Genomic DNA, 25,502 nt, shown 5'->3' with positions numbered 1-25,502 from the left:
CCAAACGCTCAGATTTGGGGGCTTTTGGCGGCTTAGTACTTGATATAGCCCACGGCATTGGCTAGGCGTTTTTTCCAGCGGATAAAACGCTCGGCACGAATGGCGGTCAAGTTATTTTGGAACAGGTTCACCAGTTTTGGTGACTCTTCTGTGCCTAGGTTGATTGTCGCTTCAGTAGATACAGAGAAGTCCACGCCGCCATCGTCGGCAAGCAGGATTTGGCTTGGGATAATCAGTACAATCTTATCCGCTAATTGACCACTTGTTACCACTGGCAAGCCTTTTAGTGAGCGGTTGCCTGTTAAGTTCATGCCCTCAAAGTAAGTATTGCCAAGGGCATCACGCAAGCCAGACAATTGCATCGCTCGAGTCTCACTCATCGCCCAATATGCCCCTTCTAGCGTAAAGCCTGCATCGACCACTTTGGCAATTAGGGTTTGTAAATCGGCATCGTATTTATCGACCGTGGTACCTGTTGATGTTACTGCGTCCACGCCGTTTAGAATAGATGCTGGTGATTCGGTGCTTTCTGCCTTTGTAGGGTCAAAAAACTGCTGGTCCAGAAATTCAACGGTGGTGTTGACCAAGTCATCACGCACTAGGGCATCAGCTTTGGGATTGCTAAAGCGGATAAGCTCATCAGACAGTAGCACAATGCCAGCGATTTTTGAATGACCCAGTGTGATATTATCAAACTGTGGATTGCCAACAGGTTTCATCTTACCTTCACCGACCCAGCCCACAGAGCCTGCTGCCGTTTGCATAGGGATTTTGACATTGAACGGCACATGACGCATGCCAGCCGCCAATTTGTCAATCACCGTCTTTTTGCGGACTAATTCGATAAATTCGCCAGTCAAATTGTTATAATCGGTCAATGCAGCAGCAAAATTGGTGTCTGTTGTCGTGCCGATAACCGCTTTTTGGGCGGCAGCTTTGACGACAGTATCAGGTACGCCCCAAGACTCTAGCACTTCTCTGGTGGTTGTACCGCCTTTTGACTTGGTGGCGATGGCGGACGCTTTGACCAACAAGGCAAAGCCCACGCCTTTTTCCATATTTGGCTCGACTTTTAGGGTAGGTTGGCTTACTGTGCCAGTCGCTGACTGTTCCGCTGCTTGTGGGGTGTCGCCTGCGATGACGGTGGCGGATTTTTCTGCCATTTCGCCTGCTTTGATGAGATTAACTAAGCGATTGGCATTTTTCTCAAGTTTGGCGATGTCGTCTTCTAGTGCTTTGATTTGCACTTCTTCATCATCATTGGGCGTGCGGTTTTCGCTCGCTGCTTTGGTCATCAGATTGCCCATATCATTGTGCTTTTGGGCGATGGTGGCGTTGATTTTTGCCAGTTGTTCTTGATAGTTCATACAAGTATTACTCCGTGAGTGTTGATAAGTGCCACGCTGCCTGTGGCAGGGTTGGCGGTTTGGGGTTTGGTTGGTTCGGTTTTTGGTGGTTCGGCTTGCTCCGCTTTGGGTGCGATTGGGGCAAAGGCATCTTTAATCTGCTTAACGCTGGTGATGATGGCATCAGGATTGGCAGGCACGGTAACGACAGATAACTCGTACCATTCCCACTCTTTGATGTGTAGCCCCCATGAGTTTTCTAGATAGTTAAACTCTTTGACTTTAAAGCCGACTGATAAGCACTTGACCAGTCCAGATTTGACCGCTTGCCATGCTTCATCGATACGCTCTTTTAGCTTGCCATTTTCGTCGATTTTGGCGATTTTGGCGGTGATTTCGATGCCTTTGTCGGTGATTTTGGCGGCGGTAACTTCGCCAATCGGCTGATTGTGATTGTGTTGCCACAATAGCGGAATCGGTAGTGAGAACTTGACGCCATCAGGCTCCAAAATATCATCATCTCTATCAGTATTTGGCGTGCTGGCAATGCCAGTGATGATGCGTTCATCGTCGGTGTCGGTTACTGATTTGATGGTTAGGGTTGAATATGCTTTGGTCATTTTGATAATCCAAAATAAAACCCTGCAACTTAGCAGGGTTTGGGTAGTTAATACTAAAAATAAACCCCCACATCGTCGGCATCTCGTGGCGGTTCTGGGTTTTCGCTCATCAGTGCCACGGCGTTTAGCATCGCAATCACAGGGTCAATCTTACCTGTGCCGCTCTCGGCTTTTGATAGCATTGTGCCAGAGCCTTTGACCAGCACTCGAGCATTGCCCACGCACCAAGTCATGATTGGTTGGCTTGCATGGAACAAATCACCACTGGCGATTTTGCGTTCGCAAGTTTTTTGATGCCCAGATATTTTAAAGCCTTGGCTGACGCCAACAATCTTATCCTGTGGTATGCCTGCGTGTAATAAGTCATCGATGATACCGCCAATGCCTAAGGGGTCAAGTCCGATGCGGTCAAGTTTACCGCTATCAAGTAGCTTTCTTGCAATATCGGCAAATTCCGCCGTATCATCACCGACTTTATCGACGATAATCAAGTCGCCATCGGCAGCAAAATCTCGGTATTTTGGCTCGTCCTGCTTTCGCCGCTCAAGTGCTACAGGGTGGCACCACGCACGATTCCACACCAGCCACGGCTTGGCATCGTGTGAGCTGTGGGCATCGGCTTTTCGCCCCAGTACGCAGCAGCCAAGCAAGTCATCTAGACCGCCGCCATCACCGCCCATGGTGATGACTTCTGATTGTTCAATCAGTTCATCAAGCGTGAATGTCTTTGCTGCACTCTCCCAAAACTCCGCCGCTGCCCATCGGTTCGCTCGTAGCGAAATACCGATTTCGACATTTAGGTGTTTTGCCATAAAGTCTTGCAAAACTGCCTTTTCGGGGGCGACTTTAGCCTTGTTATACTCCGAAATTAAGTATTTTTCGCTGACCGATGCACCCAAATTTGGGTTGGTAATGTGCCAGTTTTTTGGCTCATGGTGCGTGCCATCTTCGAGCATGTTTTTGGGAAATTCGTACAAAACTGGCAAAAATTCATTGTCGATAACTTCGCCATCTCGCACGCTTCGGGCATAGTCCAGCTTTTCTTTCATGACGCCTGCGGGCATCTCGTTACTCATCGTGGTTAGATAAATAACAAAGCCTTCTGGGCGTGATGCTAGACCGCCTTTGGCTTCTCGCAGCATCGAATCCGCCCCCTGCCGCTTGCCAAATACCCACAGCTCATCAACCAGCACATAAGTGGCTTTTAGACCTGCCACCGTGTCATTTTCGGCGGCAATCACTTTTAGCGTCGCCTTTGTGCCTAGGTGGGTGATGGTCTTAGTATGCTCTGAGATATTGAACATTGCTTTGAGTTCGCTGTCTGCTCGTATCATGTCTTTGAGCGGATTAAATGAGTTATTGGCAACTTCTTTTGTTGGGGCGATAATCGCCATCTCGCATGAGTGGCGGTCATTGAGAATTAAAGCGGTGAGCATGATGCCCGCTGCCAGCGTTGATTTGCTGTTTTTTTTCGAGATAAGCAAAAAAAATTCTTTAATCAATCGTTCTTTTGTCGCTGGGTCATACGCCCCAAAGATAGCAGCGACGAACTCATAGACCCAGTTTTTGCTGACTTCGCCGATTTTTGGACTGCCCAGCACATCAACCAAGCGTAATTCTTTAAAAATTCGCAGGGCGATTTGGGCTGGTATATCAAACAATGGCTTACACGGTATCATCGATTCGCCATTTTTGATTTTATCTTCCCAGTCGGTGAGTGCGGTTGTCCAAGTCGGTTCAATCATTGCTCTGTTTCGTCTTCATAAATCGGCACATCATAGCCCAAAAAGCCTTCTTGATAGCCCACAATCTTGCGTTTTGGTGGTGCGTGGCGGTCGGCACACTCACCAGCTAGAGCAAAGTAAGCCGTGCCATCGACATAGTTATCAGCTTTATAATCGCCCTGCTGGCTTCTGACGATTTTTAAGATAGTCATGAAGTGCCAGCCTTGTTCTTCGGTGAGCTGATGCCCTGTTGCAGCATTAAACGCCGCCACAACTGACGCCATCGAGCGTTCACGAGTCTGTTTATCGTCATAAGCCTTGCCACGCTCTTTCATCGTTTCAATTGCAGTCTGGCAAATCTCATCAGCACTAATCATTTGAATGCTCCATTTTGGTTATCTTGGTAAATGTGGCGATATTCAGCGATAAATGCGTCATAGTCCACCACGGTTTGCCCGTCTTCGCCGTCAATCTGTATGCGTATTTTGTTGTCGGCGTTGGCGTGCTGGCTGATGACTTCAGCCGTCTGCCCCTTGTCGTTCATGTATTTCATCAGCTCACCACATCACTAAAAAAATCGGCTTGGTGCTGCAATGATGAATACTTACCGCCAGTGGTTGCCGATACTGCCGCAGATTCAGCGGTTTCTTTTTTGCCCACGGCTGCGATTTTGGCTTCTTCATACGGCAAGGCAGCGATGGCGGCTTTTAGTCGTTCGCTCATCTTGTAGCGTGGGTTTGAATACACTTCATTGAGAAATAATAACGCCCTGTGCTTACTGACAACTGCATCGGTTTGGTCTGGGCGTAATGGGTCATTTTGTTGTTGCTTGCTCTGATAGGTGTGATCTTGCATGAGTCTGTAGGCTTTGAGTTCAGCGATGCGGTTTTGTACCCCTGCATGCTTTGCCATGCGGTAGGCTTGCTTAGATGCACTGCTGGCTTTGTAGCCCACTTGCTTGATGGCGTCCAGCTCATCGACGCCAGCCGCCACCAGTTGAGCAAACTTCTCTTGATTTGGTGTTAGGCTCATATCGTTTCTTTTGTTAAGTTATGTAAACGCTGTAACAATTATCATCTTAGACATTTTGGACATTTTTTTTTCAAATCAGAATTTTTTTTGTAAACGATTTTGGGGGCGGTGTCCAGCGGTTCAGGTGAAAAATCGATGAACTCCCCCCGCCATCGACTCGGCTTGGGTCTTGATGGCATGGCAATCGTGGCAAAGCGTCTGAAGATTGCTCATGTCGTCGCTGCCGCCTTGGGCGATGTTGATAATGTGATCGACTTCTAGGCGTCCGCCAGCTCGCTGACAATGCTGGCAAGTGTAAGCATCACGCAGCAAAACCTTAGCACGCAAAGCACGCCATGGACGACCACCACGACCATTGCCCCAAGATTTCTTTGGGGTGTGGGTTTGGGTGGGTTTTAGGCGTGGTTTTAGCGTCGTTAATTTCATGATGTGAGAGTATAAAAAAAAGCCCTGAGTGTGAACACTCAAGGCGATGTATCAAGGATAAAGTTACAATACTACTATTATGAGAATAATATAGTCAAAACTGTGCCAACTGTCAAGCACAATTTGAATTTGCTTTGTAGTAGTCGGCTAACTGTGAACCAATCAGCATATCGACGGTGTCGCTCACTGTGCGGACTTCGTCAATGATGGACTTGATAAGCGTATGATAGCTGTGGCGATACCACGAGCGGCGACTGATACCAGTGCATAGACAGCGGTCATTGGTTGACCATGCGTAACCATCACTAGCCACTGGATAAGTAAGCTCTAACAAGGCGGCATTAACCAGCTTGTCCAGGTGCTGGCGGTTAATGCGTGGGTGGTCAATCAAGCACTTATCGTAATAATGATGGTAGAGAATATGGAAATAATCACGGCGTGCGGTGCAGTCGGCGTTATACAAGTAATGATAACAAGCGGATTCAAAGCGGCTGATATGCTCAAAACTTTCAGCCAGTGAGCGGACGAATTGATAGTGCATAGGCATTCCATTAATAAAACAGTATTATAAATCTGATGTAGGCAAATGGTCAAATTTGCTTTAGCCTACATCATGCCTACATCAAGCTCAAACCCTTACTATATCTAGCTTACAATATACCTTGATGTAATGATGCAGGTATAAATATAAGATTTGTAATAGAAAAAAAATTAATGAATAGAATAAAAAATTTTCTATAGTAAGTGCTGGGCTGTAAATTATGTGCATCAAAAAACCCCAAAGCCTTGCTATCATTGGCTTTGGGGTCTGTTTTAGTGCCTACATCATGACTACATCAACCCTGCATCATGACTGATTAGAGTGCATCAAAACGGCATATTGCTCATTGCTGGTGGGTTATTTTGGCTGGGGTGATTGACTATCTGGCTGATAGATGGTTCTAAATGTAGTGATGCTCTGTGCTTAACATACGCATCAAAAAACTTATAGTAGCACTCAGAGTAGTAAACTTCAAGCGTTTTGTTTGTCGGTTCTTCACCCACGACAAAAAATGTTGCTTGTTTTCTCTCGTTTTTATTTCTGAGTTTGTAGTTGGTTCTTTTCTTGGTGATATTGGGGTATTGCTGTAAGTAGCCTGAAAATTTGTTCTTACTCGTGGCTCGCTCGTTGCCAGCAATACACCACTGCTCATACAACTTAAATAGCTCATCAGACGGACAAGTTTCAAACGGCACTGGCAAATAGCCATGTATCCACTCTTTAACAAAACGCTCCCAATTAGCCGATGAAATCTCAATCAATAGCTCTTTGTATTCGGTCATTAACGCATCGTCTTTGGCGTTTTGCTCGCCCAAATCTTTGGTGAGTAAATACTGCAAAAACGCACGCACTTTGGTCAGTGTTGGGTCTGCCAAGGCATCTGATACCGCTTGGCTGATGTGGCGTGGGCATTTGCTTTTTGGCGAAATAACAAACATTCGGCGATCGTCTGGCTCAATCGCCAACGGCATCATGTCGTTAGATAAGAACACGCAATTGGCGAAGTTGGCTTGCGTATAACCACTGATAAACTTGCGGTTGATGTAGATTTCTTCGCCAGTGATTAGATGCTTGACCATTTGCACATTTTGATAGCGGTCATTGCCAGCAAAAATCTCTTCAAAAGTTACATAAAGTGTGCCGTCTGCCCAGTCGTTATACTGATTATCAAGCTGGGATTGTCCCAGTGTTTTGCAGTATTCGCCATAGATTTTTCGCATTAAGCTGACAAAAAACAACGATTTGCCGGCTCCTTGTGTTTTGCCGTGAAAAATCAAACCAGTATTCATTTTTGAACCCAGTTTTTGTAGCGGTATCGCAAGCCAATTTAGCACCCAGTTGGCGTGTTCTTGATTGCCGTTGCATAGGTGCAATAACAAATCCAAAAACGGCTTGGATTCTGCTTTAGCCTGCTCATGACTGATGTCTAATGCACTCAATGGCAAACCTTTAAAACTGTTGGTGTATAGTTCGCCTGCTACTTGTGGGCGGTGATTGTCTGTGGGGTCAAACCAGATGTTGGCTGGGTTGATTTTTAGGCGTTCGGGGTCTTCGTTCCAATGCTTGAATAGTCGTGGATAGCCATATCGCATGCCTTCGATATTGAAGCGGATTTTTTTGGCATTGTCCCACACTTCTTTTGTGTTTTCGATGTAATAATAACGCTCTAGCAAGTCTTGTAAGCTCTCGCCGTGTCCGTCAGTCATTTTGCGTGCGATTTGCTCTTGATTGATGACTTGATAGCTGCTTTTTAACCATTCGTTGCATATTTTACCGCCGATAGCGTTGGCAAAGTCTTTTTTGCCGATGATTTGGTCGGTCTGCTCGTCATAGAATTTATTGCTAAGATTTTGACCCACCATGATTCTGTGATAGCGTTTTAGGGCATCTTGTAGCTTAAGATTGTCCGCAGGCAGTAGCATATTGGCTGGCTTGGTCGGTGTAGATAAAGCGGCGGTAATAGCTGGGGTGATTTGTTCACGCACCGCAGCCGCACCGTTTTGTACGAGTAAATCATTAAAATCAACATTTTGCATTTGTAATATCCTTACTTATTATAAATTTGGGAAAACTACCAAGCCATCGACGGCGGCAGCGGCTGCGGTGGCTTTATCGATGCCAACATTGCCGTGATTTGGCGTGTTATAAGCCGTCAATGCGTCATTATCAGCAATAAAAATCAGCTTAGCAGTCGGTAGAATGCGACGGATTGTCTGACCCACGCCCATCAAATTATTAGCATTAAACGCACAGACCGCCATGTATTGACCGCCAAAACTCTCATAGACAGCGGCACAAGTTGCCACGCCTTCGCCGATAAACACCACTTCTGACGCTTGACCGATGGCAAAAAAGCAGTCTTTTTGTTGTCCGCCTGCCAAAAATAACTTCTTGCCGTGTTCGTCAATCTTTTGCACATTGACCAGCTTGGTTTGTAGGGTCTGGGGGTCGGTGAAATACAGCGGTACAAGCAGTATATTGTCTTTGCACCGTAAATACTCGCCACGCACTTGTTTATTGATGAGATATGGGTGCGTGCCATCGCTTGGCGTGGCAGATTGCCAAAGCTGATTAGCGGTGGCGGCAGCGTGTTGGCGTTTTTGCTCGTCAATCGCTGCTTGCTTGCTCTCACGCTGAATTTGGGCATCTCGCCATTTTTGCTTGTCGCTTTCGCTGATTTGGGCGGTGGCGTCGATATTAAGAATGCCGGCAATCAGCGACATCAGCTCATAGTTTGATGTGCCTGTGTATCGCTCGACAAGACTAAAGCCGTCGCCTGCTCCGCATTGGTTACAAATCCATGAGCCAGTGCCGTTTTTGTCATCGCATCTGAAGCGGTCTTTACCGCCACACAGCGGACAGGGCTGGTGTTTCATGGGGTGAGTGGACATTAAGGAAATGCCCACGGCTGGGAATATTACATCAGTAAAGTTGCCATTTGCCTGCATTTTGATTCTTTCGAAGTCCAAATACGGGCGTTTGGGTTGTTTTTTAGCTGAAATTGTCATATAATTAACTCGCTACAGTTAGCTGAAATCTCGTTGGTCGCACCCAACGAGATTTTTTATTGCGTGTTGGATTGTTGGCGGACATATTGCCAGTTAATATCTGGTCGCAGCTCTTCGGCGGTAACTTGTCCGCCTGTGGCTTTTTCAATTGCCAGACATCTATCGGTTGGAATTTTGGCAGGGTTCCACTTGGCGACTGCCCACGGCGTTACGCCGATTTGTCGAGCCAGTGCGGACACGCTGCCCGCTAGGTCGATTGCTCTATTAAGTGCTGTCATATTGTCTCCATTTCGCTACTTTGGGTTGTATTATACTACTAAAAATAGTAATGACGCAAGCCTAAAAATGGTGTAATATAATATTTGCTACTACTATTAGTAGCTGTTAATGATAATATCTATCACATAGATAGTTTTTGGGGGTAACATGACTACTTCTCATCAAGAATTTGCCAAGCGTTTTACACAAGCGATTGATGCCAAAAAATTGGATTGGGTCGCTATCAGTGACAAAACAAAAATCAACTACGAAATGATACGCCGTTATGCCAATGGGCTTGCCAAGCCCAGAGAAGACAAAATGCAGCAGCTGGCGGAAGTTTTGGGCGTATCAACAGCGTGGCTAAGTTATGGTGAAGGTAAGAAGAGAATCACTTATCGTCCACGAGATGGGCAACCCATTAGCGAAGTCGAAGTAAGAGCGGTTGAGTTTTGGGAAGGTCATACACCGCTTGATGATGATGAGTTCGAAGTCCCCTATTATAAAGATGTTGAGCTGCTTGGTGGTGATGGTAGGCTGCCAGCTCCAGATGATGGGCGGCGACGGATTAAATACGGCATTACCGCCGCTTATGCCAGCGGTGCAAACCCTGATAGCGTGATTTGCCTGACGCTCAAAGGCGACAGCATGGAAGAGCTAATCCCTAGCGGCTCAATGATAGCGGTGGATCAGTCAAAAAAAGAAATTAGAGAAGGTCAAATTTACGCATTTAACCACGGCGAACTTTTGAGAGTGAAATATCTGCTAAAACGCCCCAATGGCGACTTAGTGTTACGCAGCCACAACCCAAAATATGAAGATGAAATCGTAACAGGCGAAGAGCTAAATACGATTGAAATTATCGGCTGGGTGTGGAATTGGTCAGTGTTGAAGCGGTGGTAATGATAGATGTTTAAATTTTTGACAAAAATTAAAGCAGAATTTATCAAAACCTTTATCCGTGGTGATAAAATCAATAGCGATAGCGGCTATCTGACAGGGCAAGATTATGACCCATCGAGATTAGCGATGTTTATTAGCCATGTAAAATACTGTCTAGAGAAAAATAAACATGTATTGACCAGCACAGCAGATATTTTTACTGTGCTGGCGGCGATTATTGCTATTGTTACATTTTTTATTAATTAGAGCTGTTTAAAGGGATTAACAATAATTACACTGTCTCTACCCACAATCGCTGTATAGTGTGACAAATCAGCGACATCAATCTTATCACCCCTTGCCCCTTTGAGAAATTGCTTATCCACAGCTCTTTGTACACATTCATCAATGGTAACAATATCTGTTTTTTTGGGTTTGTACCAAATTCTAGCCAGCAAAAAACCCATCACATAGACGAATAAAGAGTACGCAACAAAAAAGAAAACATTAATTACAACATTCATAATACACCCAATAACGCCCCAAGGGCGTTTTTGATTACCTAAAAATACTACTTTAAATAGTTAAAAATCAATAGTTTAGCAACTTTTTCTACTTTTGATAGTATTAATACTTGCGTTATACTACTTATAGTAGTATTATACATACATCAAAACGAAAATGCAAAGGGGTAAACCATGCAACTTGTTCAAAATATCATTTTTTCTTTGATTGTGTCGCTGTTGTTCGTGTTACTTATCAATGCTTGGATAGACGACAGCGAGCAGGATATGCTACGCATCGCCCATCAGTACAGCAGCGTGCAGGTGGTTGATGAACATTAAACAGTATATTCATCATATGAGCAAACTCAAGCCATACAATGCGATGAGCAGGCACTGCTTAAATGGTGCGGTGCATAGCCTAAAGCGGTATGAAGAACATGGAGGCGAGTTGGCGTTAGTGTTTGCACTGGGTAATTTGCGAGTTATCCGCCGCCAAATCCGCATCGGTAGCGTGCGTATGACGCCCACAGAAGTGAACTTGATTTGTAGAGCCATTCAACATTGTGAGAATGAATATTATGACCGATTTAGCAAATAAACCAAGCCAGTCAGCAGTGAATAATCATGCCAAAGTGCTGATTGATCAGCTTTTGTGGCGTATGAGTTCGCTGGATAGATTTAGCGATGACGAAACTGTTATCTGTGGCGGTGAGCTGATGCCGCTTGATGTCGTTAAATATATCGACGAAGGCGAACAGGTATGGTATGGCATCGTCCAAAAAATCGTCAGAGACGAACCCACTGGTACAGTGTTTGCTATGGCGATGTGCCGTAATGCTTGCGGCATGATACGAGCCGAATACGATATGGATTGGGCGGCAATCATGCCGATGCGAACCATCGATGAGCTAGAAGCTGTAACCGCTCGCCAGTATCTGATGCACATATACACTGGGGGCAAGGCATGAGAACGATACTTATCGCAGGAGCGGTAAAAGTCGAGTGTCGCACGGTGGCACGGCGAATAGCCAGTCATTTCAACAGCCACGGCATTGCTTCAGCATGTGTCGATTTGGCGGATAAAGACGCCGATAAGCAGCTTGATATTATCAGCGAAAACGCACCGATGTATCAGCTGCGGATTGTCTGTAATGACAGTCATCTTGACCGTGCAGCGATGATTGAGCGTGGCAAACGCCCCAAGCCACGATTTAGCAATATTGATTTGGCGATTATTGTCGATACCGATCAGCTAAACTTCTTAAATCGAGCGGTGAATGATAAAGCGTATAAGACCAGCCAAATCGCCCTACTTGACGGCTATCGACGGCTAAAACGCTCAGATGTCAATGCCAGCTTTATCCGCACGGTAAACACAGGCGACGGCAATATTGGTGATTTGGGTGATTATGGGGTATTGACCGCCAGCGGTAAGGCGGTGAAATTTGTCAATGAATTGTTAAAAGGAGATTTGTTGTGAGTAATAACAGTCCGCCAGTGCAAAAGCTGATTTCAACGCTGATTGCACAGAACAAAATCAAAACCCAATTTATATATCTCATTGCCGCAATGGCGAAAGCAAATCCAATAATACCGATTGGCGAAGCATTGAGATTGGCTGGCATTGACAGGCAGTTAGATATGATAGTAGAGCAAATCGATGAGCTTGGCAGATTGATAGAAGAGATTAAGTGTAATGAATGTGTTGATTGTAACTACCTGGAGATTAAACAATGAGCGTAAATAAAGCAATTTTGGTAGGTTTTTTGGGTGCTGACCCTGATATTAAGCAGTTTGCCGACGGCATCATTGCTAATGTGTCAATCGCAACTAATGAGCGTTGGACAGATAAACAAACGGGCGAAAAGCGAGAAAGCACTGAATGGCATCGTGTCGTATTTAGCGGACGCTTGGCGGAGATTGTGCGTGATTATCTGCGAAAAGGCTCACAAATCTATGTCGAAGGTAAAATCGTAACACGCAAGTGGACAGATAAAAACGACGGCATCGAGCGTTATAGCACAGATATTAGAGCCACGACGCTAAACATGCTAAGCAGTAGTAAAGATGATGGTAACACGCCACGCCAAGCACCACAGCAGACACCGCAAGCGGTGCAACAAATGGCACAATCGGCGTATCAACAACCGCCACAGTTCGGAGCGACTGGGCAGGTGAATAATCAGTTTAATCAACAATTCGCCCAGCAGCAGCCACAATTTGCCCAGCCACAGTATCAAGGGCAACAAGGCTATCCGCAACCATCGCCACAGACAGCAATGCAACGCCCTGTTGGACAAGTTAATGATAGCGATATTCCGTTTTAAGTTTTCATAAGCGAAAAAATGACACGCCCAGCTGACGGTGGCGGTCATTGCCCAACATGTGGGGGCTATAACATCAGCAATGATTGACAGATTAGACCATTTGACTGGGCAATCATCGGCTGGCTCACGATACGAGCTTTTTTAATATCAATTTAGCAGGTGAAAACATGACCGAATCCACATTTATGAATACCAAGCGGCAAAGCTGGCTGGTCAGTCATTTCAAAAGATTTAAAAGCGTGCAAGACTGCACCGAGATTTTTAATTTATTTTTTGGCGATAAAAAAAGTTTTAGAACGATTGAAAAGCACTGCAAAAAATTGGGCTTAATCGTCGATGACTGGCAAGCCGAGCCACAAAACGAACCAGCAGAGCCACCCAAAAAAGTTGAAATCCGATTAACACCCACTGAGAAAAAAGTCAAAGCGGTACTAGAGAGCAACCGCACCGGCTTAAATATCGGACAAATCGCCGTGATGTCTGAAGTCCACGCTGATTATGTCCCTGCGATACTTGATAAATTGCGTGCCGTGCGTTTTGGTATGCTTTACTACCCACAGCCAAAGGTGAAATCATGACCGTCATTACCCTAAACCCAATCAGTCCCACCGCCAAACTCATCAATGAAATCAATACTTGGCGGCGTGATGCCAAAAAATACAAGCAAACAGCACTGTATGACTTATTAAGCGATACCGTCAGCCATATCAAAAAGCACAGCAAAGAAGATAAAGATGCAAGCCAAGGCTTTACACGCTCAAATGCCGATGCAGCGTTTAGCAATTATATCCGCAAGCGTGCCAACTACTGCTGTGAGCGTTGCGGTAAGCGATATGAGCCGAACTCACAAGGCTTACAGTGCAGTCATCATTTTAGCCGTCGTTATTACAATATCAGATTTGATGCTGATAATGCCCTTGCCTTGTGCTACAACTGTCATGTGTTTTGGTTTCAAAAAGACATTCCAGAAGCTGGGCGGTGGCTTGAGAATAAACTTGGCAAAGAGCGTATCGACAGATTAATTGAGCTTAAAAATGCCAGCGATGCAACCAAGCGATACCCACAAAGCGAGCTGGATAGAATTGCCGAAAAATACAAACAAATGGCGGAAAACTTATGATTAAAGAGTTGATTTGGTCATCGACAGATGGCAGGGTTTTTGTGGCAAGCAGCGTGAATGCCAAATTTGTGGTGCGTCCTGAATACAACAAACACCGCTTATTTTTCATTGAAGACGGCAAACGCCCTATTTTGCAAGACTTTGAAAGCCAGCTAGCAGCACAAGAACACGCCTTTAGAATACATTGTGAGTTAGTTGCTGAGCTGTTTTATGGCGGAAAAATCCCATGATAAGCACACGATTTTATTATTACTATATTGTCAATCAAGCCGAATTGTTAGAATTTTTAAAAAACAATTGGATACTTGAATGGCAAACCATCGACAGCGAAGGTAATCGAGTATGAACCCAAAACGCAAACGAGCCATCATTAAGAAAAATAAACGCATCGCCCAAGCCAAAATTGGTCAAATGCAGTATGAACGCAAATTGCAAAAGCAAAACGGCACGGAATTTTGTGGCTACTGGCAGTTTAATCTCAACGGCTACACCGCAGCCGAACTGTTTAGCAGATGTAAATATGTTGGCAATATCGATATGGCAAAAATCCCCATCAATCAAGAGCGACGATTTTTAATCTCAATGTATATCTATCTGCCAGCAGACACCGCCAAAGATAGAAAACCGCTTGATATATCTGACTTAGAAGTCAATTGCACGCTTGCTGATTTGGGCGATATTATCCATCACTATTGCAAGCAAGTGGGGGCGGAGCATAAAGGCGTGATTTGCGATACTTACCACAGCTATGCACGAGTGAGAACTTAATTTTAAGGAGTAATTTATGATTAAACAGATTAAACGCTGGTTTGAAACCGCAAAACCCAATCCCACCGATGCCGATCGGCTGGTGCAGATGGGTTGTCATTTTGAAGAAGTCTATGAGATGACCCAAGCTCTACAGCCTGACGATGGTATAGCTGAATTGATGGATATTGCCGAAGAGTTCAAAAGCATTGATACAGAAACTTCTGGCGATGCTGTTAAAGAATTTTTTAACAATGTAAATGAAGTTGAGCTACTTGATGCTCTGTGCGACCAAATCGTAACAGCGGTTGGCGTGGCTCATATGATGGGCTTTGATATTGAGTCCGCACTGGCTGAAGTCAATCGCTCGAACTGGTCAAAGTTTGAAAACGGTAAGCCAGTGTTTGACAACAACGGCAAGATTAAGAAAGGGGCGGATTATGAACCGCCGAAGTTGCAGAAATTGGTTGGGGTGATGGGTGATGAAGTTTGTTGATTATTATGACCAGTGGGTTAATACAATCAAAAAAGGTCAGATAACCAAAGCCACGCTAAACAAATATCGAATGAATGGGCGACACTTATTACAGAGTATAAGTCGCACGCTGGCAACCTGCAAAAAGTCGCTCACGGCAGTTATGAACACGGCTTTTTAGATGCGTTAAATTATATCCTTGATGAATTGGAAAATTTGCAATGAAAGACAGTACTATATTATATATAGCCGTGGTTTTGTTTGCTTTGGCGGTTATTATCGGTGAAGCACGAGCCAACACCGCTACCTACTACGCCGATAAATTCCATGGTTGCAAGACGGCAAGCGGTGAGCGATTTAACCAAAACGCCTTAACTTGTGCGAGCAATTCACACAAGTTTGGCACACGGCTCAAAGTAACCAACACCGCCAATGGCAAATCGGTCATCTGCCGTGTCAATGACCGTGGCGGATTTGGCAAATATGGCGTAAGTGTAGATTTGTCCAAAGCGGCATTTGCCAAAATTGCACCGCTTGGGCAGGGTAAAGTTGGGGTTACGATAAAGGTGGTGAGATGATACAAAGACGCATTAGAATTATTGAATTTTGTCATTTGTTAGGAAAACATCGCTCAACATTTGACAGATGGCGGAAAGCTGGTAAAATACCTAAAGCTGATGGGCATGACCCATATCCATATTGGTTAGAAAATAATGTTAAACAATTCATTGAACAAAACTAACGAACAAGCACGCTCAATTTGGGCGTGCTTTTTGTTTTTGAGTGCAATGTTGAGTACAGTTTACACTCAACTAACCAAAAATCCAATGAAATCAAAGGGATATGTTTAGAATGATTTTAATGATAGATAATTTTTGTAGTTTTACTTATAACATTGTTCAATATTTTGGTGAATTAAAGCAAGATATTGTCGTCAAACGCAACAACGCCACCACGCTTGATGAAATTATCGAGCTTGCCCCCAAAGCCATCGTCATCGGCCCCGGCCCCTGCAGCCCCACCGAAGCTGGCGTTACGCTTGAGATTTTGGAAAAGCTGGCTGGTAAAATCCCCATTTTGGGTGTGTGCCTGGGTCATCAAGCCATTGGGCAGGCGTTTGGCGGTCAAGTGGTGCGTGCTGGCGAAGTGATGCACGGCCGCCTGTCGGACATTTACCACACTGGACAAGGTGTGTTTAGCGATTTGCCAAATCCCTTCGTTGCCACTCGCTATCATTCTTTGGTGATTGACAAGGCGACTTTGCCAGACTGCCTGGAAATCACCGCATGGACGAATAACGCCGATGGCACAATGCAAGAAATCATGGGCGTTCGCCACAAAACGCTAGACATTGAAGGCGTGCAATTTCACCCAGAATCGATTTTGAGTAATCATGGTTATCAGCTGTTTAATAACTTTTTAAAGCGTTGCAATTTGGCGGTTTTGGAAAATCACGAGTTGCCAGAAGTGGCATAAATCGGCAGATTTGCCAAAATTTGCTTAATTGAGCGATTGGCTGATTGGCTTAATTGATAAAAATTTTGATATTTGATTTTAGTTATACTTATCAAATTTTAGAAGTTTTAATCAGATTTTTTAATTTTACCAATTTATTGCCAACCGATTCACTTGCCAATTTATTAAATTTTTTAAATTTATCATTAAATAAATAATGGTTTTGTCATGACAAACACACCAAAAACCCCCGAACATATTGCCAGCATGGACGATGCTGCCATTCATGCCATCTTGACCGATGCACTTGGCAAATTGCTTAAGCACATTGAGCTGACCGATGAGCAGATGCGTGAAGTGATGCTTATCATCATGCAAGGCCGCTGCCCCGATGCTCTAATGGGGGCGATTTTGATTGCTTTGCGTCAAAAAGGCGAATCGATCAACGAAATCAGCACCTGTGCCAAAACCATGCTTGAGCTTGCCGATACGGTTGAGCTTGACTGTGCCAATGCGGTGGATATTGTTGGTACTGGTGGTGATGGCTCAAATCTGTTCAATGTCTCTACCGCTTCTGCGTTTGTGGCAGCAGCGGCAGGCGTGAGCATCGCCAAGCACGGCAACCGTGGCGTATCCACCACTTCAGGCTCATCTGATGTGCTGAGTATGGCTGGCGTGCGTTTGGATATTGATAAAGCACATACCGTGGACGCCATCAATCAGCTGGGCATTGGCTTTTTATTTGCACCCAATCATCACCCTGCCATGCGTCATGCCATTGGCGTGCGTCGCCTGCTAAAAGTGCGTACCATTTTTAATATTTTAGGGCCTTTGACCAACCCTGCCAAAGTCAAGCGTGCGGTGATTGGTGTGTTTAGCCCTGAGCTGTGCCAGCCGTTGGCAGATGTTTTTGCCAAATTGGGCATGACGCATGTGATGGTGGTTCACTCCCAAGACGGCTTGGACGAGTTTAGCCTAGCCACAGGCACGCATGTCGCCGAACTCAAAGACGGTCAAGTGCGTACCTACATTAGCCAACCTGAAGATTTGGGCATACAGTCGCAGACGCTGCAGGGACTTCATGTCGAATCATCTGCCCAAAGCCTTGAAATTATCAAGCAAGCCTTAGGCGGTACGGATAACAGCCCCATCACCATCAAGGCACGGCAAATGATTGCCATCAATGCAGGTGCTGCCATCTATGTTTCAGGACTGGCAGACAGCCACGCCCAAGGTGTCAAAATCGCCCAAGAAATCTTGACCAGCCGTGCTGCCTTGGATAAACTTGATGCCTTTGCTCAATTCACCCAATCCGTCGCCCAATCTGTCTAAATTTACCCAATGAACGCCATGACCAACACACCCAGTATCTTACAAAAAATCGTCGCCACCAAGCACCAAGAAGTGGCCGCTGCCAAAGCTGTCCGCAGTATCAATGAGCTGCAAGCCCTAGCCGATGCCCAAACGCCACGGGGTTTTGCCAATGCCTTGCGTGCTGTGGATTATCAAGCTGGCAAAATCGGTGTCATTGCCGAAATCAAAAAAGCATCGCCATCAAAAGGCATCATTTGCCAAAACTTCGACCCCGTAACAGCCGCCCAAGGCTATCAAAACGCTGGGGCGACCTGCTTGTCGGTGCTGACCGATAAAGATTATTTTTTGGGTCATGATGATTATTTGGTGGCGGCTCGCTCTGCGGTGAGTTTGCCTGTGCTACGCAAGGATTTTATGGTTGATGAATACCAAATCATCGAAGCCAAAGCCATCGGTTCTGACTGCATTTTGCTCATCATGGCATGCCTAGATGATAAGACGGTAAAGCACTTGCATCAAGTTGCCATCGAGCTTGGCTTAGATGTTTTGATCGAAATTCATACCGAACACGAGCTAAACCGTGCCTTACAACTGCCAAAATCCACCCATAATATTTACGGCATCAACAACCGTGATTTAAACACCTTTAAAGTGGATTTGGCACACAGCATTCGCCTATGCCAGCAGTTATTTGCCGAGCTGGGCGATGATGCCTTGGTGGTCAGCGAAAGCGGTCTAAATAACGCTGCCGACATTCAGCTGATGCAAGCCAATCAAATCCATCATTTCTTAATCGGTGAGCAGTTTATGAAAACCGATAACGCTGGACAAGCCCTTGAGCATTTGCTTGCCAGCATTTGATGATAAATTTGACTGGTAAAATTTCACAATGTTAGCCACAAATTTAGCCATAAAGCATTTTAAACTATCAAATATTTTTGGCATTTTAATTGATTTTTTTAATTAATTTTATGGCTTTGTTTTTATAGATTTTTAATAAAATTTTAAGAGAAATCGCATGAGTGATGATAAAAAACGCATTTTAACTGGCATTACCACCACAGGTATTCCGCATTTGGGCAATTATGTTGGCTCAATTCGCCCTGCCATCGCATCTGCTAATGCCGCCTTTGCCCAAGGTGATGGCGATGCTTTTTTCTTTTTGGCGGATTATCATGGGATTATCAAATGCTTTGACCCCAGCGAAATTCACCGCTCAACCCATGCCATCGCTGCCACTTGGATTGCTTGCGGCTTGGACCCTGAAAAAGTGACTTTTTATCGCCAATCGGACATTCCAGAGATTCCAGAGCTGGCATGGATACTCAACTGCTCTTGTGCCAAGGGTTTGATGAATCGCGCCCACGCCTACAAAGCCGCTGTCGATCAAAACCTTGCTAAGGCAGACACCGACCCTGATTATGGCATCAGCATGGGGTTGTTTGGCTATCCCGTGCTGATGGCGGCAGATATTTTAATGTTTAACGCCACCCATGTGCCTGTGGGCAAAGACCAAATTCAGCACATCGAGATGGCTCGTGATATTGCTGGTACTTTTAATTTTAAATACAAAGAAATATTTAAAGAACCTAATGCCGTGGTTGATGAAAATACACCGCTTTTGACAGGCTTGGACGGTCGCAAAATGTCAAAAAGCTATGGCAACACCATTCCGCTGTTTGGTGACGGCAATCCGCAAATCGACCCTGAAAAAGCCCTGCGTAAAGCCATCATGCAGATTGTTACCAACTCACAACTGCCAGAAGAGCCAAAAAACCCTGACGATTGTACGATTTTTGAGATTTATCGTGCTTTTGCTACCACTGACGAAATCGAAGCCTTGGCAGCACATTATCGCCGTGGTATCGGCTGGGGCGAAGCCAAAGAGATTTTGTTTGAAAAAATCAACAGCGAAATCGCACCATATCGCCAGCGTTATCTAGAGCTGATGAAAAACCCCAAAGAGCTTGAAGAAATCTTACAAATGGGTGCAGCCAAAGCACGTCGCACCGCCCAAAAGCAGCTTGATAAAACACGCCGTGCCATTGGCATCAAGCCGCTTGCCAAGCTAAAATAAGCCGCCATTTGTGGTTGATAATTTATGATAAATCACAGCGTGCAAAATACGCTTGGCAATGAGCAAAACGAGCAGGCAACAACTGCAACTGGCGTACGAATTTTTGATACGCCAGTGCTAAATTTGCCTGAAGATTTGTACATTCCGCCACAAGCGTTTGCCATTTGGCTTGAGCAATTTGCTGGCCCCTTGGATTTTTTGCTTTATTTGGTCAAAAAAAACAATTTTGATCTCACCGAAACCGCCATTTTGCCCATCACTGAGCAATATTTGCGGTATATTCACGATTTGGACGAAGAATATTTTGAGCTGGCAGGCGATTATCTGCTGATGGCAAGTACCTTAATCGCCATCAAATCAGAGCTGTTGTTGCCACAGCCGCAGATTGGCGATGACGAAACCAGTCCCAAGGCACGGCTTATCCAACGCTTGGAAGAATATGCCCAAATCAAAGAAGCTGCCCAACGCATCGATGGGCTTTTGCGGTTGGAGCGTGATGTGTTTTTGGCATTTGCCAGCATGCCCAGTGCCGAAGCGATGCAGCGAGAATTGCCCAATTATTCGCCACAAATCTTGGTCAATAGCTTGGTCAATATGCAAATTCGCCCTGCCACAGCATCGCACACCGTGCAAGCTGACAGCGTGCCACTGCCTGAACGCATTGCGACCATTACACGCATTTTGAGCCAAAAAGGTGTCAGCAGTTTTGCTGATTTGATTGACAAATCCCAAGGCAAAATCGGCATTGTCGTCAGTTTTGTGGCGGTACTTGAACTGATTAAGCGTGGCTTTATCGGCTTTAGTGAGCCTGAAGTGGCATTGATTGAAGAAGATGCCAATTTGCCAAAACGCAAAAACCAAGCCAAAACCACCACACATTATTATGGGCATAATTTGACGCAACAAAATTTACACTGGTTGCATTGATATTATTAATTAATTAATTTTTTTTATAAAAATAAACCATTGTCCGCCCTAGCCTATTTTTTAATTGAATCACGCACCGATATGAGTCAAAATAACAAACCAGAATTTTTGCAAGCCCACAAAAAGGCCGAAACTTTCAGCCGTTATATTGAAGTACTGCTACACGCCAGCGAAACGCCCTTGACCGATAACGATCTCAAAAAGCACCTGATGATTGGCAATCAAGAGTTAAATGCTGCATTAGCAGTACTACAAGAACGGCTCAGTCATGGCGTGCTGACGCTTAATAAAACCGCCAGTGGCTATCGCTTGCAAATCAAAGACAATTACAGCGGACTGATTCAGCAAGTTTTTCCTGAGCGGCTTGAAAATCTAAGCCAAGCACTGCTTGAGACCTTGAGCGTCATCGCCTACAAGCAGCCTGTCACTCGCTCAGACATTGAGCAGGTGCGTGGCGTTACCGTTTCAAGTAACATTCTGCGGCAGCTGTTTGATAAGGGCTGGATTGCCGAAAATGGCCACAAAGACACCTTAGGTCGCCCTGCACTGCTCTGCACCACCAAGGTATTTTTGGACGCTTTTGGTTTGGATAGCCTAGATGATTTGCCGCCTTTGCCAGATTTGGAACGGCTAAAACCACTGCAATAAACCAAAACTGTCAAGCCAAAGCCAGCCGAGCCAATCAGGTTAATTCACTGCAGCTACTTTTAAAATTTCTTACATTTTACTTGCCAAAATTACCCAAATGGCGTATGATGGCAAGTTTGCAATTTCATAACTACAAACTGCAAATTGCTTTGACACATTGAGAAATGTTAAATTCCACCCATCAGGACAACTTATGCACGAACAGCACGACACCACCGACAAACCCGTTGGTGAAAAACTACAAAAACTCTTGGCACGCCTAGGTCTTGGCTCACGCCGTGGACTTGAAGAAATCATCAAATCTGGCCGCATCTCCATCAATGGCACAGTCGCCACCTTGGGCGATCGTGCGTTATTGACCGATGAGATCCGCATCGATGGCAGACTGGTACGCCTAAAGGCCGAGCGTGAAAAACGCCGCCGTGTCATCGCCTATTATAAGCCTGAAGGCGAGATTTGCTCAGCTCACGATCCTGAAGGTCGCCCAACGGTTTTTGATCGCTTGCCAAAGCTCACTGGCGATCGCTGGGTGATGGTTGGTCGTCTTGACATCAACTCATCAGGCCTGCTGCTGTTCACCAACGATGGCGAGCTGGCATACCGCTTGATGCACCCATCTAGCGAAGTGGTACGTGAATATGCCGTGCGTGTGCTGGGCGAAGTGACGCCACAGATTGCCAGTGCCTTAACTCGTGGCGTGGTGCTTGAAGACGGCATGGCAAAATTTGACGACATCAAAGAAGGCGGCGGCTTGGGCGTGAACAAATGGTATCATGTTACCATCAAAGAAGGCCGTAAGCGTGAAGTTCGCCGCATGTTCGAAAGCCAAGAACTCAAGGTCTCTCGCCTGATTCGCACTCGCTATAGCACCGTCAGCTTACCCAAAGAGCTGCGTACAGGCCGCTTTATTGAGCTTGATGCCAAAGACATCGGCAAACTGGTCGAGTCGGTCGGTCTGCGTCAGCGTCAAGGCACTGGGCTAAATACCGCCGCCAAAGAAAAGCAAGCACGCATTCACAAAAAACCGCTCAAATCTCGAGAAGTCCGCCGCAAAAAGCACGAAGCGTACGAACGCCGTGAAGAACGCCGAGACACCCACAAAGCACGCACGCCCAATCTAAAAACTGCCAAATTTACCAAAATTTGATTAGTTATATTAAATAATACTGCGTGATAAAATCAGCCGTCAAACGATGGCTGATTTTTTATCTAACACTACCACTGATGGTATTTGATTAAATTTTAGACATTTTATCATAATGCAATTGGGTCAAATTAATCGTTTTTAACAGTGTTTTGACTTAAATTTATCCATGGGCTACCCATGGGTTTTTGTCGGCTTTTGGTTACAAAAATTTTGGAAAAAATTTTGTTACGCTAAGCCATTGATATCATTGGCTTTGGTTGTTTTTTGGCAAATTTTGGGCGACCAAAGCACATTTTTTGTATTTTGGCAATCTTTTATTTTTATCAAAAATAGGATATATTGTTGCCTGAAAAATACTCGTGCACTAGATATGGTGTTAATTTTTATCACGACACACCATACGGATTTTTGCTTATCTTAGCCCAAAAAAACACTTTAAAATTATCCACTTATTATCCACTTGGTAAAAATCACCAAGCTGCACGAGCGTGTAAGTAACTTAGGAGCAACAATGACGCACATTGATAAAATCAAAGTCATCAAGCGTGATGGCAGGTCCGAACCCATCGATCTGGAAAAAATTCACCGTGTCATCAACTGGGCGGCTGATGGGCTAAACAATGTGTCTGTTTCTCAAGTTGAGCTAAAATCACACATTCAATTTTATGATGGCATTCGTACTTGCGACATTCACGAAACCATCATCAAAGCAGCGGCAGATTTGATTTCAGAAGACACGCCAGATTATCAATATTTAGCAGCTCGCTTGGCGATTTTTCACCTACGCAAGATTGCTTATGGAGATTTTGAGCCACCGCATTTGTACGAGCATGTCAAAAATCTCACCGCCCAAAACAAATACGACAAACACATTTTAAACGATTATAGCATTGATGAATTTGAGCAATTAAACAACCACATCGATCACAATCGTGATATGAATTTGGCGTATGCTGCCGTTGAGCAGATGCTTGGCAAATATCTGGTGCAAGACCGAGTTAGCAAGCGTGTCTATGAAAGCCCACAATTTTTGTACATGCTGGTTGGTATGTGCTTATTTGCCAATTATGACAAAGCCGAACGCCTAGACTACATCAAGCGTTTTTATGATGCCACTTCCAATTTTTATATCTCACTGCCAACGCCGATTATGTCAGGCGTCCGCACGCCAACACGCCAATTTAGCTCATGCGTGCTGATTGAGTGCGGCGACAGCCTAGACAGCATCAACGCCACCACTTCTGCCATCGTCCGCTATGTCTCACAGCGTGCTGGCATCGGTGTCAATGCTGGTGCGATTCGTGCCTTGGGTAGTCCAATTCGTGGCGGTGAAGCTCAGCACACAGGCTGCATTCCGTTTTTTAAAATGTTTCAAGCGGCGGTCAAATCCTGCTCACAAGGTGGCGTGCGTGGCGGTGCTGCAACTTTGTTTTATCCAATTTGGCATCTGGAAATCGAAAGCCTTTTGGTATTAAAAAACAACCGTGGTGTTGAAGATAACCGTGTGCGTCATATGGATTATGGTGTACAGATTAACAAAACCATGTACACACGCTTAATTAAAGGCACGAACATTACCTTATTTTCACCATCAGATGTGCCGGGGCTGTACGAAGCATTCTTTGCCGATCAAGCCGAATTTGAACGCTTATACACCCAATACGAAGCCGATCCCAATGTCAGAAAACGCACAGTTGCCGCCCGTGAATTGTTCAGCCTAATGCTACAAGAACGAGCCAGCACTGGCCGCATTTATGTCCAAAATGTCGATCATTGCAACACGCACAGCCCATTTGACCCATCGGTTGCACCGATTCGCCAGTCCAATTTGTGCATGGAAATTGCCCTGCCGACCACACCACTGGACAACATCAATGACGAAAAAGGCGAAATCGCCCTTTGTACGCTATCAGCGATTAACCTTGGCAAAATCCAATCGCTGTCTGACATTGAAGAGCCTGCCGAACTGATTGTCCGTGCTTTGGACGCTCTCTTGGATTATCAAGACTACCCTGTCGCCGCCGCCAAACAAGGCAGCATGAACCGCCGCACTTTGGGCGTGGGCGTGATTAATTATGCCTATTATTTGGCAAAAAATGGCACTCGCTATTCAGATGCAGCGGCGTTGGGTCTGACGCATCGCACTTTTGAAGCATTGCAATATTATCTGTTGAAAGCATCTAACAAACTCGCCAAAGAACAAGGGGCGTGTCCGTACTTTGACCAAACCACTTATAGCCAAGGCGTTTTGCCGATTGATACCTATAAGTCTGATTTGGACGGCATTTGCACCGAGCCTTTACACCTAGATTGGGAAGGTTTACGCCACGACATCAAAACACACGGTCTGCGTAACTCGACGCTGTCGGCTCTAATGCCATCTGAGACCAGCTCACAAATTGCCAATGCCACCAATGGCATCGAGCCACCACGGGGTTTGGTGTCCATCAAAGCATCAAAAGATGGTATCTTAAAACAAGTCGTGCCTGAAATTGAGCGTCTGGCAAGTCAATATGAATTACTGTGGGATATTCCTGATAATAGCGGCTATCTCAAACTGGTCGGCATTATGCAAAAATTCATCGACCAAAGCATCTCCGCCAACACCAACTACGATCCTGCCAAGTTTGAAGGCAGCAAAGTACCAATGAAAATCTTAATCCAAGATTTGCTGACCGCTTATAAATTTGGCGTCAAAACCTTATATTATCACAACACTCGTGATGGGGCTAACGACACTCACAGCGACCTTGATGATGGCTGTGCAGGCGGTGCTTGCAAACTGTGATTTGTCGGACAAATCAATGATTAATCGGTAAATTTATTTTTATCATTGGTTTATTAATGATAAATTGATTGCACCGCAGATAAATTTGGCATCTTTGAATTTACCTTAAAGATGCCAAATTTTTGCATTTTTAT

General features: G+C 45.1%; 35 protein-coding genes. 23 read left to right on the top strand and 12 right to left on the bottom strand.

Translation table 11 applies throughout. The annotated features are described in order from the left end of the window. Positions 1-32 precede the first annotated feature (32 nt). The 11 genes from ACFBZI_RS07610 to ACFBZI_RS07560 all read right to left on the bottom strand — a co-directional run bounded on the left by ACFBZI_RS07610 (position 33) and on the right by ACFBZI_RS07560 (position 8,975). The gene (locus ACFBZI_RS07610; protein ID WP_375714435.1) at positions 33-1,367 is read right to left on the bottom strand and encodes a phage major capsid protein; all 1,335 of its coding nucleotides are present in this window, start codon (positions 1,365-1,367) and stop codon (positions 33-35) included. Beyond that, positions 1,364-1,966 (bottom strand): HK97 family phage prohead protease, encoded by a 603-nt coding sequence (locus ACFBZI_RS07605; RefSeq protein WP_375714436.1) that lies wholly within the window; start codon positions 1,964-1,966, stop codon positions 1,364-1,366. Before ACFBZI_RS07605 ends, ACFBZI_RS07610 begins: the two co-directional genes overlap by 4 nt. A 53-nt stretch (positions 1,967-2,019) precedes the next feature. Beyond that, a complete protein-coding gene (locus ACFBZI_RS07600) occupies positions 2,020-3,711 on the bottom strand; it encodes a terminase large subunit (protein ID WP_375714437.1) in 1,692 nt (563 codons plus the stop codon). Continuing rightward, positions 3,708-4,067 (bottom strand): DUF6378 domain-containing protein, encoded by a 360-nt coding sequence (locus ACFBZI_RS07595; protein WP_375714438.1) that lies wholly within the window; start codon positions 4,065-4,067, stop codon positions 3,708-3,710. The genes ACFBZI_RS07600 and ACFBZI_RS07595 overlap by 4 nt, the downstream gene beginning before the upstream one ends. Next, positions 4,064-4,243 carry a hypothetical protein gene (locus ACFBZI_RS07590; RefSeq protein WP_375714439.1) on the bottom strand — a complete coding sequence of 60 codons (180 nt, stop codon included), beginning with the start codon at positions 4,241-4,243 and terminating at the stop codon, positions 4,064-4,066. Before ACFBZI_RS07590 ends, ACFBZI_RS07595 begins: the two co-directional genes overlap by 4 nt. Beyond that, positions 4,243-4,722: a terminase small subunit gene (locus ACFBZI_RS07585; protein ID WP_375714440.1), complete on the bottom strand. Its 480-nt coding sequence runs from the start codon at positions 4,720-4,722 to the stop codon at positions 4,243-4,245. Before ACFBZI_RS07585 ends, ACFBZI_RS07590 begins: the two co-directional genes overlap by 1 nt. Before the next feature lie 120 nt (positions 4,723-4,842). Then, positions 4,843-5,148: an HNH endonuclease gene (locus tag ACFBZI_RS07580; protein WP_375714441.1), complete on the bottom strand. Its 306-nt coding sequence runs from the start codon at positions 5,146-5,148 to the stop codon at positions 4,843-4,845. Between the two features lie 112 nt (positions 5,149-5,260). After that, positions 5,261-5,689: a hypothetical protein gene (locus ACFBZI_RS07575; protein WP_375714442.1), complete on the bottom strand. Its 429-nt coding sequence runs from the start codon at positions 5,687-5,689 to the stop codon at positions 5,261-5,263. Between the two features lie 326 nt (positions 5,690-6,015). Continuing rightward, positions 6,016-7,725 carry a DUF5906 domain-containing protein gene (locus ACFBZI_RS07570; RefSeq protein WP_375714443.1) on the bottom strand — a complete coding sequence of 570 codons (1,710 nt, stop codon included), beginning with the start codon at positions 7,723-7,725 and terminating at the stop codon, positions 6,016-6,018. 18 nt (positions 7,726-7,743) lie between these two features. After that, positions 7,744-8,697: a primase-helicase zinc-binding domain-containing protein gene (locus tag ACFBZI_RS07565; protein WP_375714444.1), complete on the bottom strand. Its 954-nt coding sequence runs from the start codon at positions 8,695-8,697 to the stop codon at positions 7,744-7,746. Positions 8,698-8,753: 56 nt separating this feature from the next. After that, positions 8,754-8,975, bottom strand: a complete 222-nt coding sequence (locus tag ACFBZI_RS07560; protein WP_375714445.1) for a transcriptional regulator — start codon at positions 8,973-8,975, stop codon at positions 8,754-8,756. Positions 8,976-9,123: 148 nt separating this feature from the next. On the opposite strand from ACFBZI_RS07560, the gene ACFBZI_RS07555 reads away from it, so the two are divergent. Together ACFBZI_RS07555 and ACFBZI_RS07550 are read left to right on the top strand one after the other, a co-directional pair. Next, complete coding sequence (locus ACFBZI_RS07555) at positions 9,124-9,858, top strand: XRE family transcriptional regulator (protein WP_375714446.1); 735 nt, start codon at positions 9,124-9,126, stop codon at positions 9,856-9,858. 18 nt (positions 9,859-9,876) lie between these two features. Further along, positions 9,877-10,104, top strand: coding sequence for a hypothetical protein (locus tag ACFBZI_RS07550; protein WP_375714447.1), 228 nt, complete (start codon positions 9,877-9,879; stop codon positions 10,102-10,104). Here the strand turns inward: ACFBZI_RS07550 and ACFBZI_RS07545 are convergent. Further along, on the bottom strand, positions 10,101-10,361 hold the full coding sequence (locus tag ACFBZI_RS07545; protein ID WP_375714448.1) for a hypothetical protein: 261 nt from the start codon (positions 10,359-10,361) through the stop codon (positions 10,101-10,103). The genes ACFBZI_RS07550 and ACFBZI_RS07545 overlap by 4 nt on opposite strands. A 174-nt stretch (positions 10,362-10,535) precedes the next feature. Between ACFBZI_RS07545 and ACFBZI_RS07540 the strand changes: the two genes are divergently transcribed. From ACFBZI_RS07540 to nrdA, 21 genes are all read left to right on the top strand, one after another. Further along, a complete protein-coding gene (locus tag ACFBZI_RS07540; protein WP_375714449.1) occupies positions 10,536-10,682 on the top strand; it encodes a hypothetical protein in 147 nt (48 codons plus the stop codon). Then, positions 10,672-10,941, top strand: coding sequence for a hypothetical protein (locus ACFBZI_RS07535; protein ID WP_375714450.1), 270 nt, complete (start codon positions 10,672-10,674; stop codon positions 10,939-10,941). The genes ACFBZI_RS07540 and ACFBZI_RS07535 overlap by 11 nt, the downstream gene beginning before the upstream one ends. Beyond that, a complete protein-coding gene (locus ACFBZI_RS07530; protein WP_375714451.1) occupies positions 10,922-11,311 on the top strand; it encodes a hypothetical protein in 390 nt (129 codons plus the stop codon). Before ACFBZI_RS07535 ends, ACFBZI_RS07530 begins: the two co-directional genes overlap by 20 nt. Next, positions 11,308-11,823 (top strand): hypothetical protein, encoded by a 516-nt coding sequence (locus ACFBZI_RS07525; RefSeq protein WP_375714452.1) that lies wholly within the window; start codon positions 11,308-11,310, stop codon positions 11,821-11,823. Before ACFBZI_RS07530 ends, ACFBZI_RS07525 begins: the two co-directional genes overlap by 4 nt. After that, entirely contained in the window at positions 11,820-12,080 is a 261-nt protein-coding gene (locus ACFBZI_RS07520) for a hypothetical protein (RefSeq protein WP_375714453.1), read from the top strand. The genes ACFBZI_RS07525 and ACFBZI_RS07520 overlap by 4 nt, the downstream gene beginning before the upstream one ends. Beyond that, entirely contained in the window at positions 12,077-12,670 is a 594-nt protein-coding gene (locus ACFBZI_RS07515; protein ID WP_375714454.1) for a single-stranded DNA-binding protein, read from the top strand. Before ACFBZI_RS07520 ends, ACFBZI_RS07515 begins: the two co-directional genes overlap by 4 nt. A gap of 167 nt (positions 12,671-12,837) precedes the next feature. Then, a complete protein-coding gene (locus tag ACFBZI_RS07510; RefSeq protein WP_375714455.1) occupies positions 12,838-13,248 on the top strand; it encodes a hypothetical protein in 411 nt (136 codons plus the stop codon). After that, a complete protein-coding gene (locus ACFBZI_RS07505; protein WP_375714456.1) occupies positions 13,245-13,790 on the top strand; it encodes a hypothetical protein in 546 nt (181 codons plus the stop codon). Before ACFBZI_RS07510 ends, ACFBZI_RS07505 begins: the two co-directional genes overlap by 4 nt. After that, a complete protein-coding gene (locus ACFBZI_RS07500; RefSeq protein ID WP_375714457.1) occupies positions 13,787-14,020 on the top strand; it encodes a hypothetical protein in 234 nt (77 codons plus the stop codon). Before ACFBZI_RS07505 ends, ACFBZI_RS07500 begins: the two co-directional genes overlap by 4 nt. A 112-nt stretch (positions 14,021-14,132) precedes the next feature. Continuing rightward, a complete protein-coding gene (locus tag ACFBZI_RS07495) occupies positions 14,133-14,558 on the top strand; it encodes a hypothetical protein (RefSeq protein ID WP_375714458.1) in 426 nt (141 codons plus the stop codon). A 16-nt stretch (positions 14,559-14,574) separates the two neighbouring features. Continuing rightward, complete coding sequence (locus ACFBZI_RS07490) at positions 14,575-15,033, top strand: phosphoribosyl-ATP pyrophosphohydrolase (RefSeq protein WP_375714459.1); 459 nt, start codon at positions 14,575-14,577, stop codon at positions 15,031-15,033. 200 nt (positions 15,034-15,233) lie between these two features. Beyond that, on the top strand, positions 15,234-15,590 hold the full coding sequence (locus ACFBZI_RS07485; protein ID WP_375714460.1) for a septal ring lytic transglycosylase RlpA family protein: 357 nt from the start codon (positions 15,234-15,236) through the stop codon (positions 15,588-15,590). After that, positions 15,587-15,754: a helix-turn-helix transcriptional regulator gene (locus ACFBZI_RS07480; RefSeq protein WP_375714461.1), complete on the top strand. Its 168-nt coding sequence runs from the start codon at positions 15,587-15,589 to the stop codon at positions 15,752-15,754. The genes ACFBZI_RS07485 and ACFBZI_RS07480 overlap by 4 nt, the downstream gene beginning before the upstream one ends. A 110-nt stretch (positions 15,755-15,864) precedes the next feature. Then, positions 15,865-16,488 (top strand): anthranilate synthase component II, encoded by a 624-nt coding sequence (locus tag ACFBZI_RS07475; protein WP_375715757.1) that lies wholly within the window; start codon positions 15,865-15,867, stop codon positions 16,486-16,488. Between the two features lie 207 nt (positions 16,489-16,695). Further along, positions 16,696-17,799, top strand: coding sequence for an anthranilate phosphoribosyltransferase (gene trpD / locus ACFBZI_RS07470; protein WP_375715756.1), 1,104 nt, complete (start codon positions 16,696-16,698; stop codon positions 17,797-17,799). An 18-nt stretch (positions 17,800-17,817) separates the two neighbouring features. Further along, positions 17,818-18,642: an indole-3-glycerol phosphate synthase TrpC gene (gene trpC / locus ACFBZI_RS07465; RefSeq protein ID WP_375715755.1), complete on the top strand. Its 825-nt coding sequence runs from the start codon at positions 17,818-17,820 to the stop codon at positions 18,640-18,642. 157 nt (positions 18,643-18,799) lie between these two features. After that, complete coding sequence (trpS, locus tag ACFBZI_RS07460; protein WP_375715754.1) at positions 18,800-19,858, top strand: tryptophan--tRNA ligase; 1,059 nt, start codon at positions 18,800-18,802, stop codon at positions 19,856-19,858. A 24-nt stretch (positions 19,859-19,882) separates the two neighbouring features. After that, positions 19,883-20,785: a segregation and condensation protein A gene (locus ACFBZI_RS07455; RefSeq protein ID WP_375715753.1), complete on the top strand. Its 903-nt coding sequence runs from the start codon at positions 19,883-19,885 to the stop codon at positions 20,783-20,785. 81 nt (positions 20,786-20,866) lie between these two features. Continuing rightward, a complete protein-coding gene (gene scpB / locus ACFBZI_RS07450; RefSeq protein WP_375715752.1) occupies positions 20,867-21,433 on the top strand; it encodes an SMC-Scp complex subunit ScpB in 567 nt (188 codons plus the stop codon). 193 nt (positions 21,434-21,626) lie between these two features. Further along, a complete protein-coding gene (rluB, locus tag ACFBZI_RS07445) occupies positions 21,627-22,580 on the top strand; it encodes a 23S rRNA pseudouridine(2605) synthase RluB (RefSeq protein ID WP_375715751.1) in 954 nt (317 codons plus the stop codon). 511 nt (positions 22,581-23,091) lie between these two features. Next, positions 23,092-25,368, top strand: a complete 2,277-nt coding sequence (gene nrdA / locus ACFBZI_RS07440; protein WP_375715750.1) for a class 1a ribonucleoside-diphosphate reductase subunit alpha — start codon at positions 23,092-23,094, stop codon at positions 25,366-25,368. The last annotated feature ends 134 nt before the right edge of the window (positions 25,369-25,502 follow it).

The organism is Moraxella marmotae (genome assembly GCF_042219885.1).
GTDB lineage: Bacteria > Pseudomonadota > Gammaproteobacteria > Pseudomonadales > Moraxellaceae > Moraxella > Moraxella marmotae.
The sequence above is the reverse complement of the archived record's forward strand: the minus strand, read 5'-3'. Positions and strand labels throughout refer to the sequence as shown.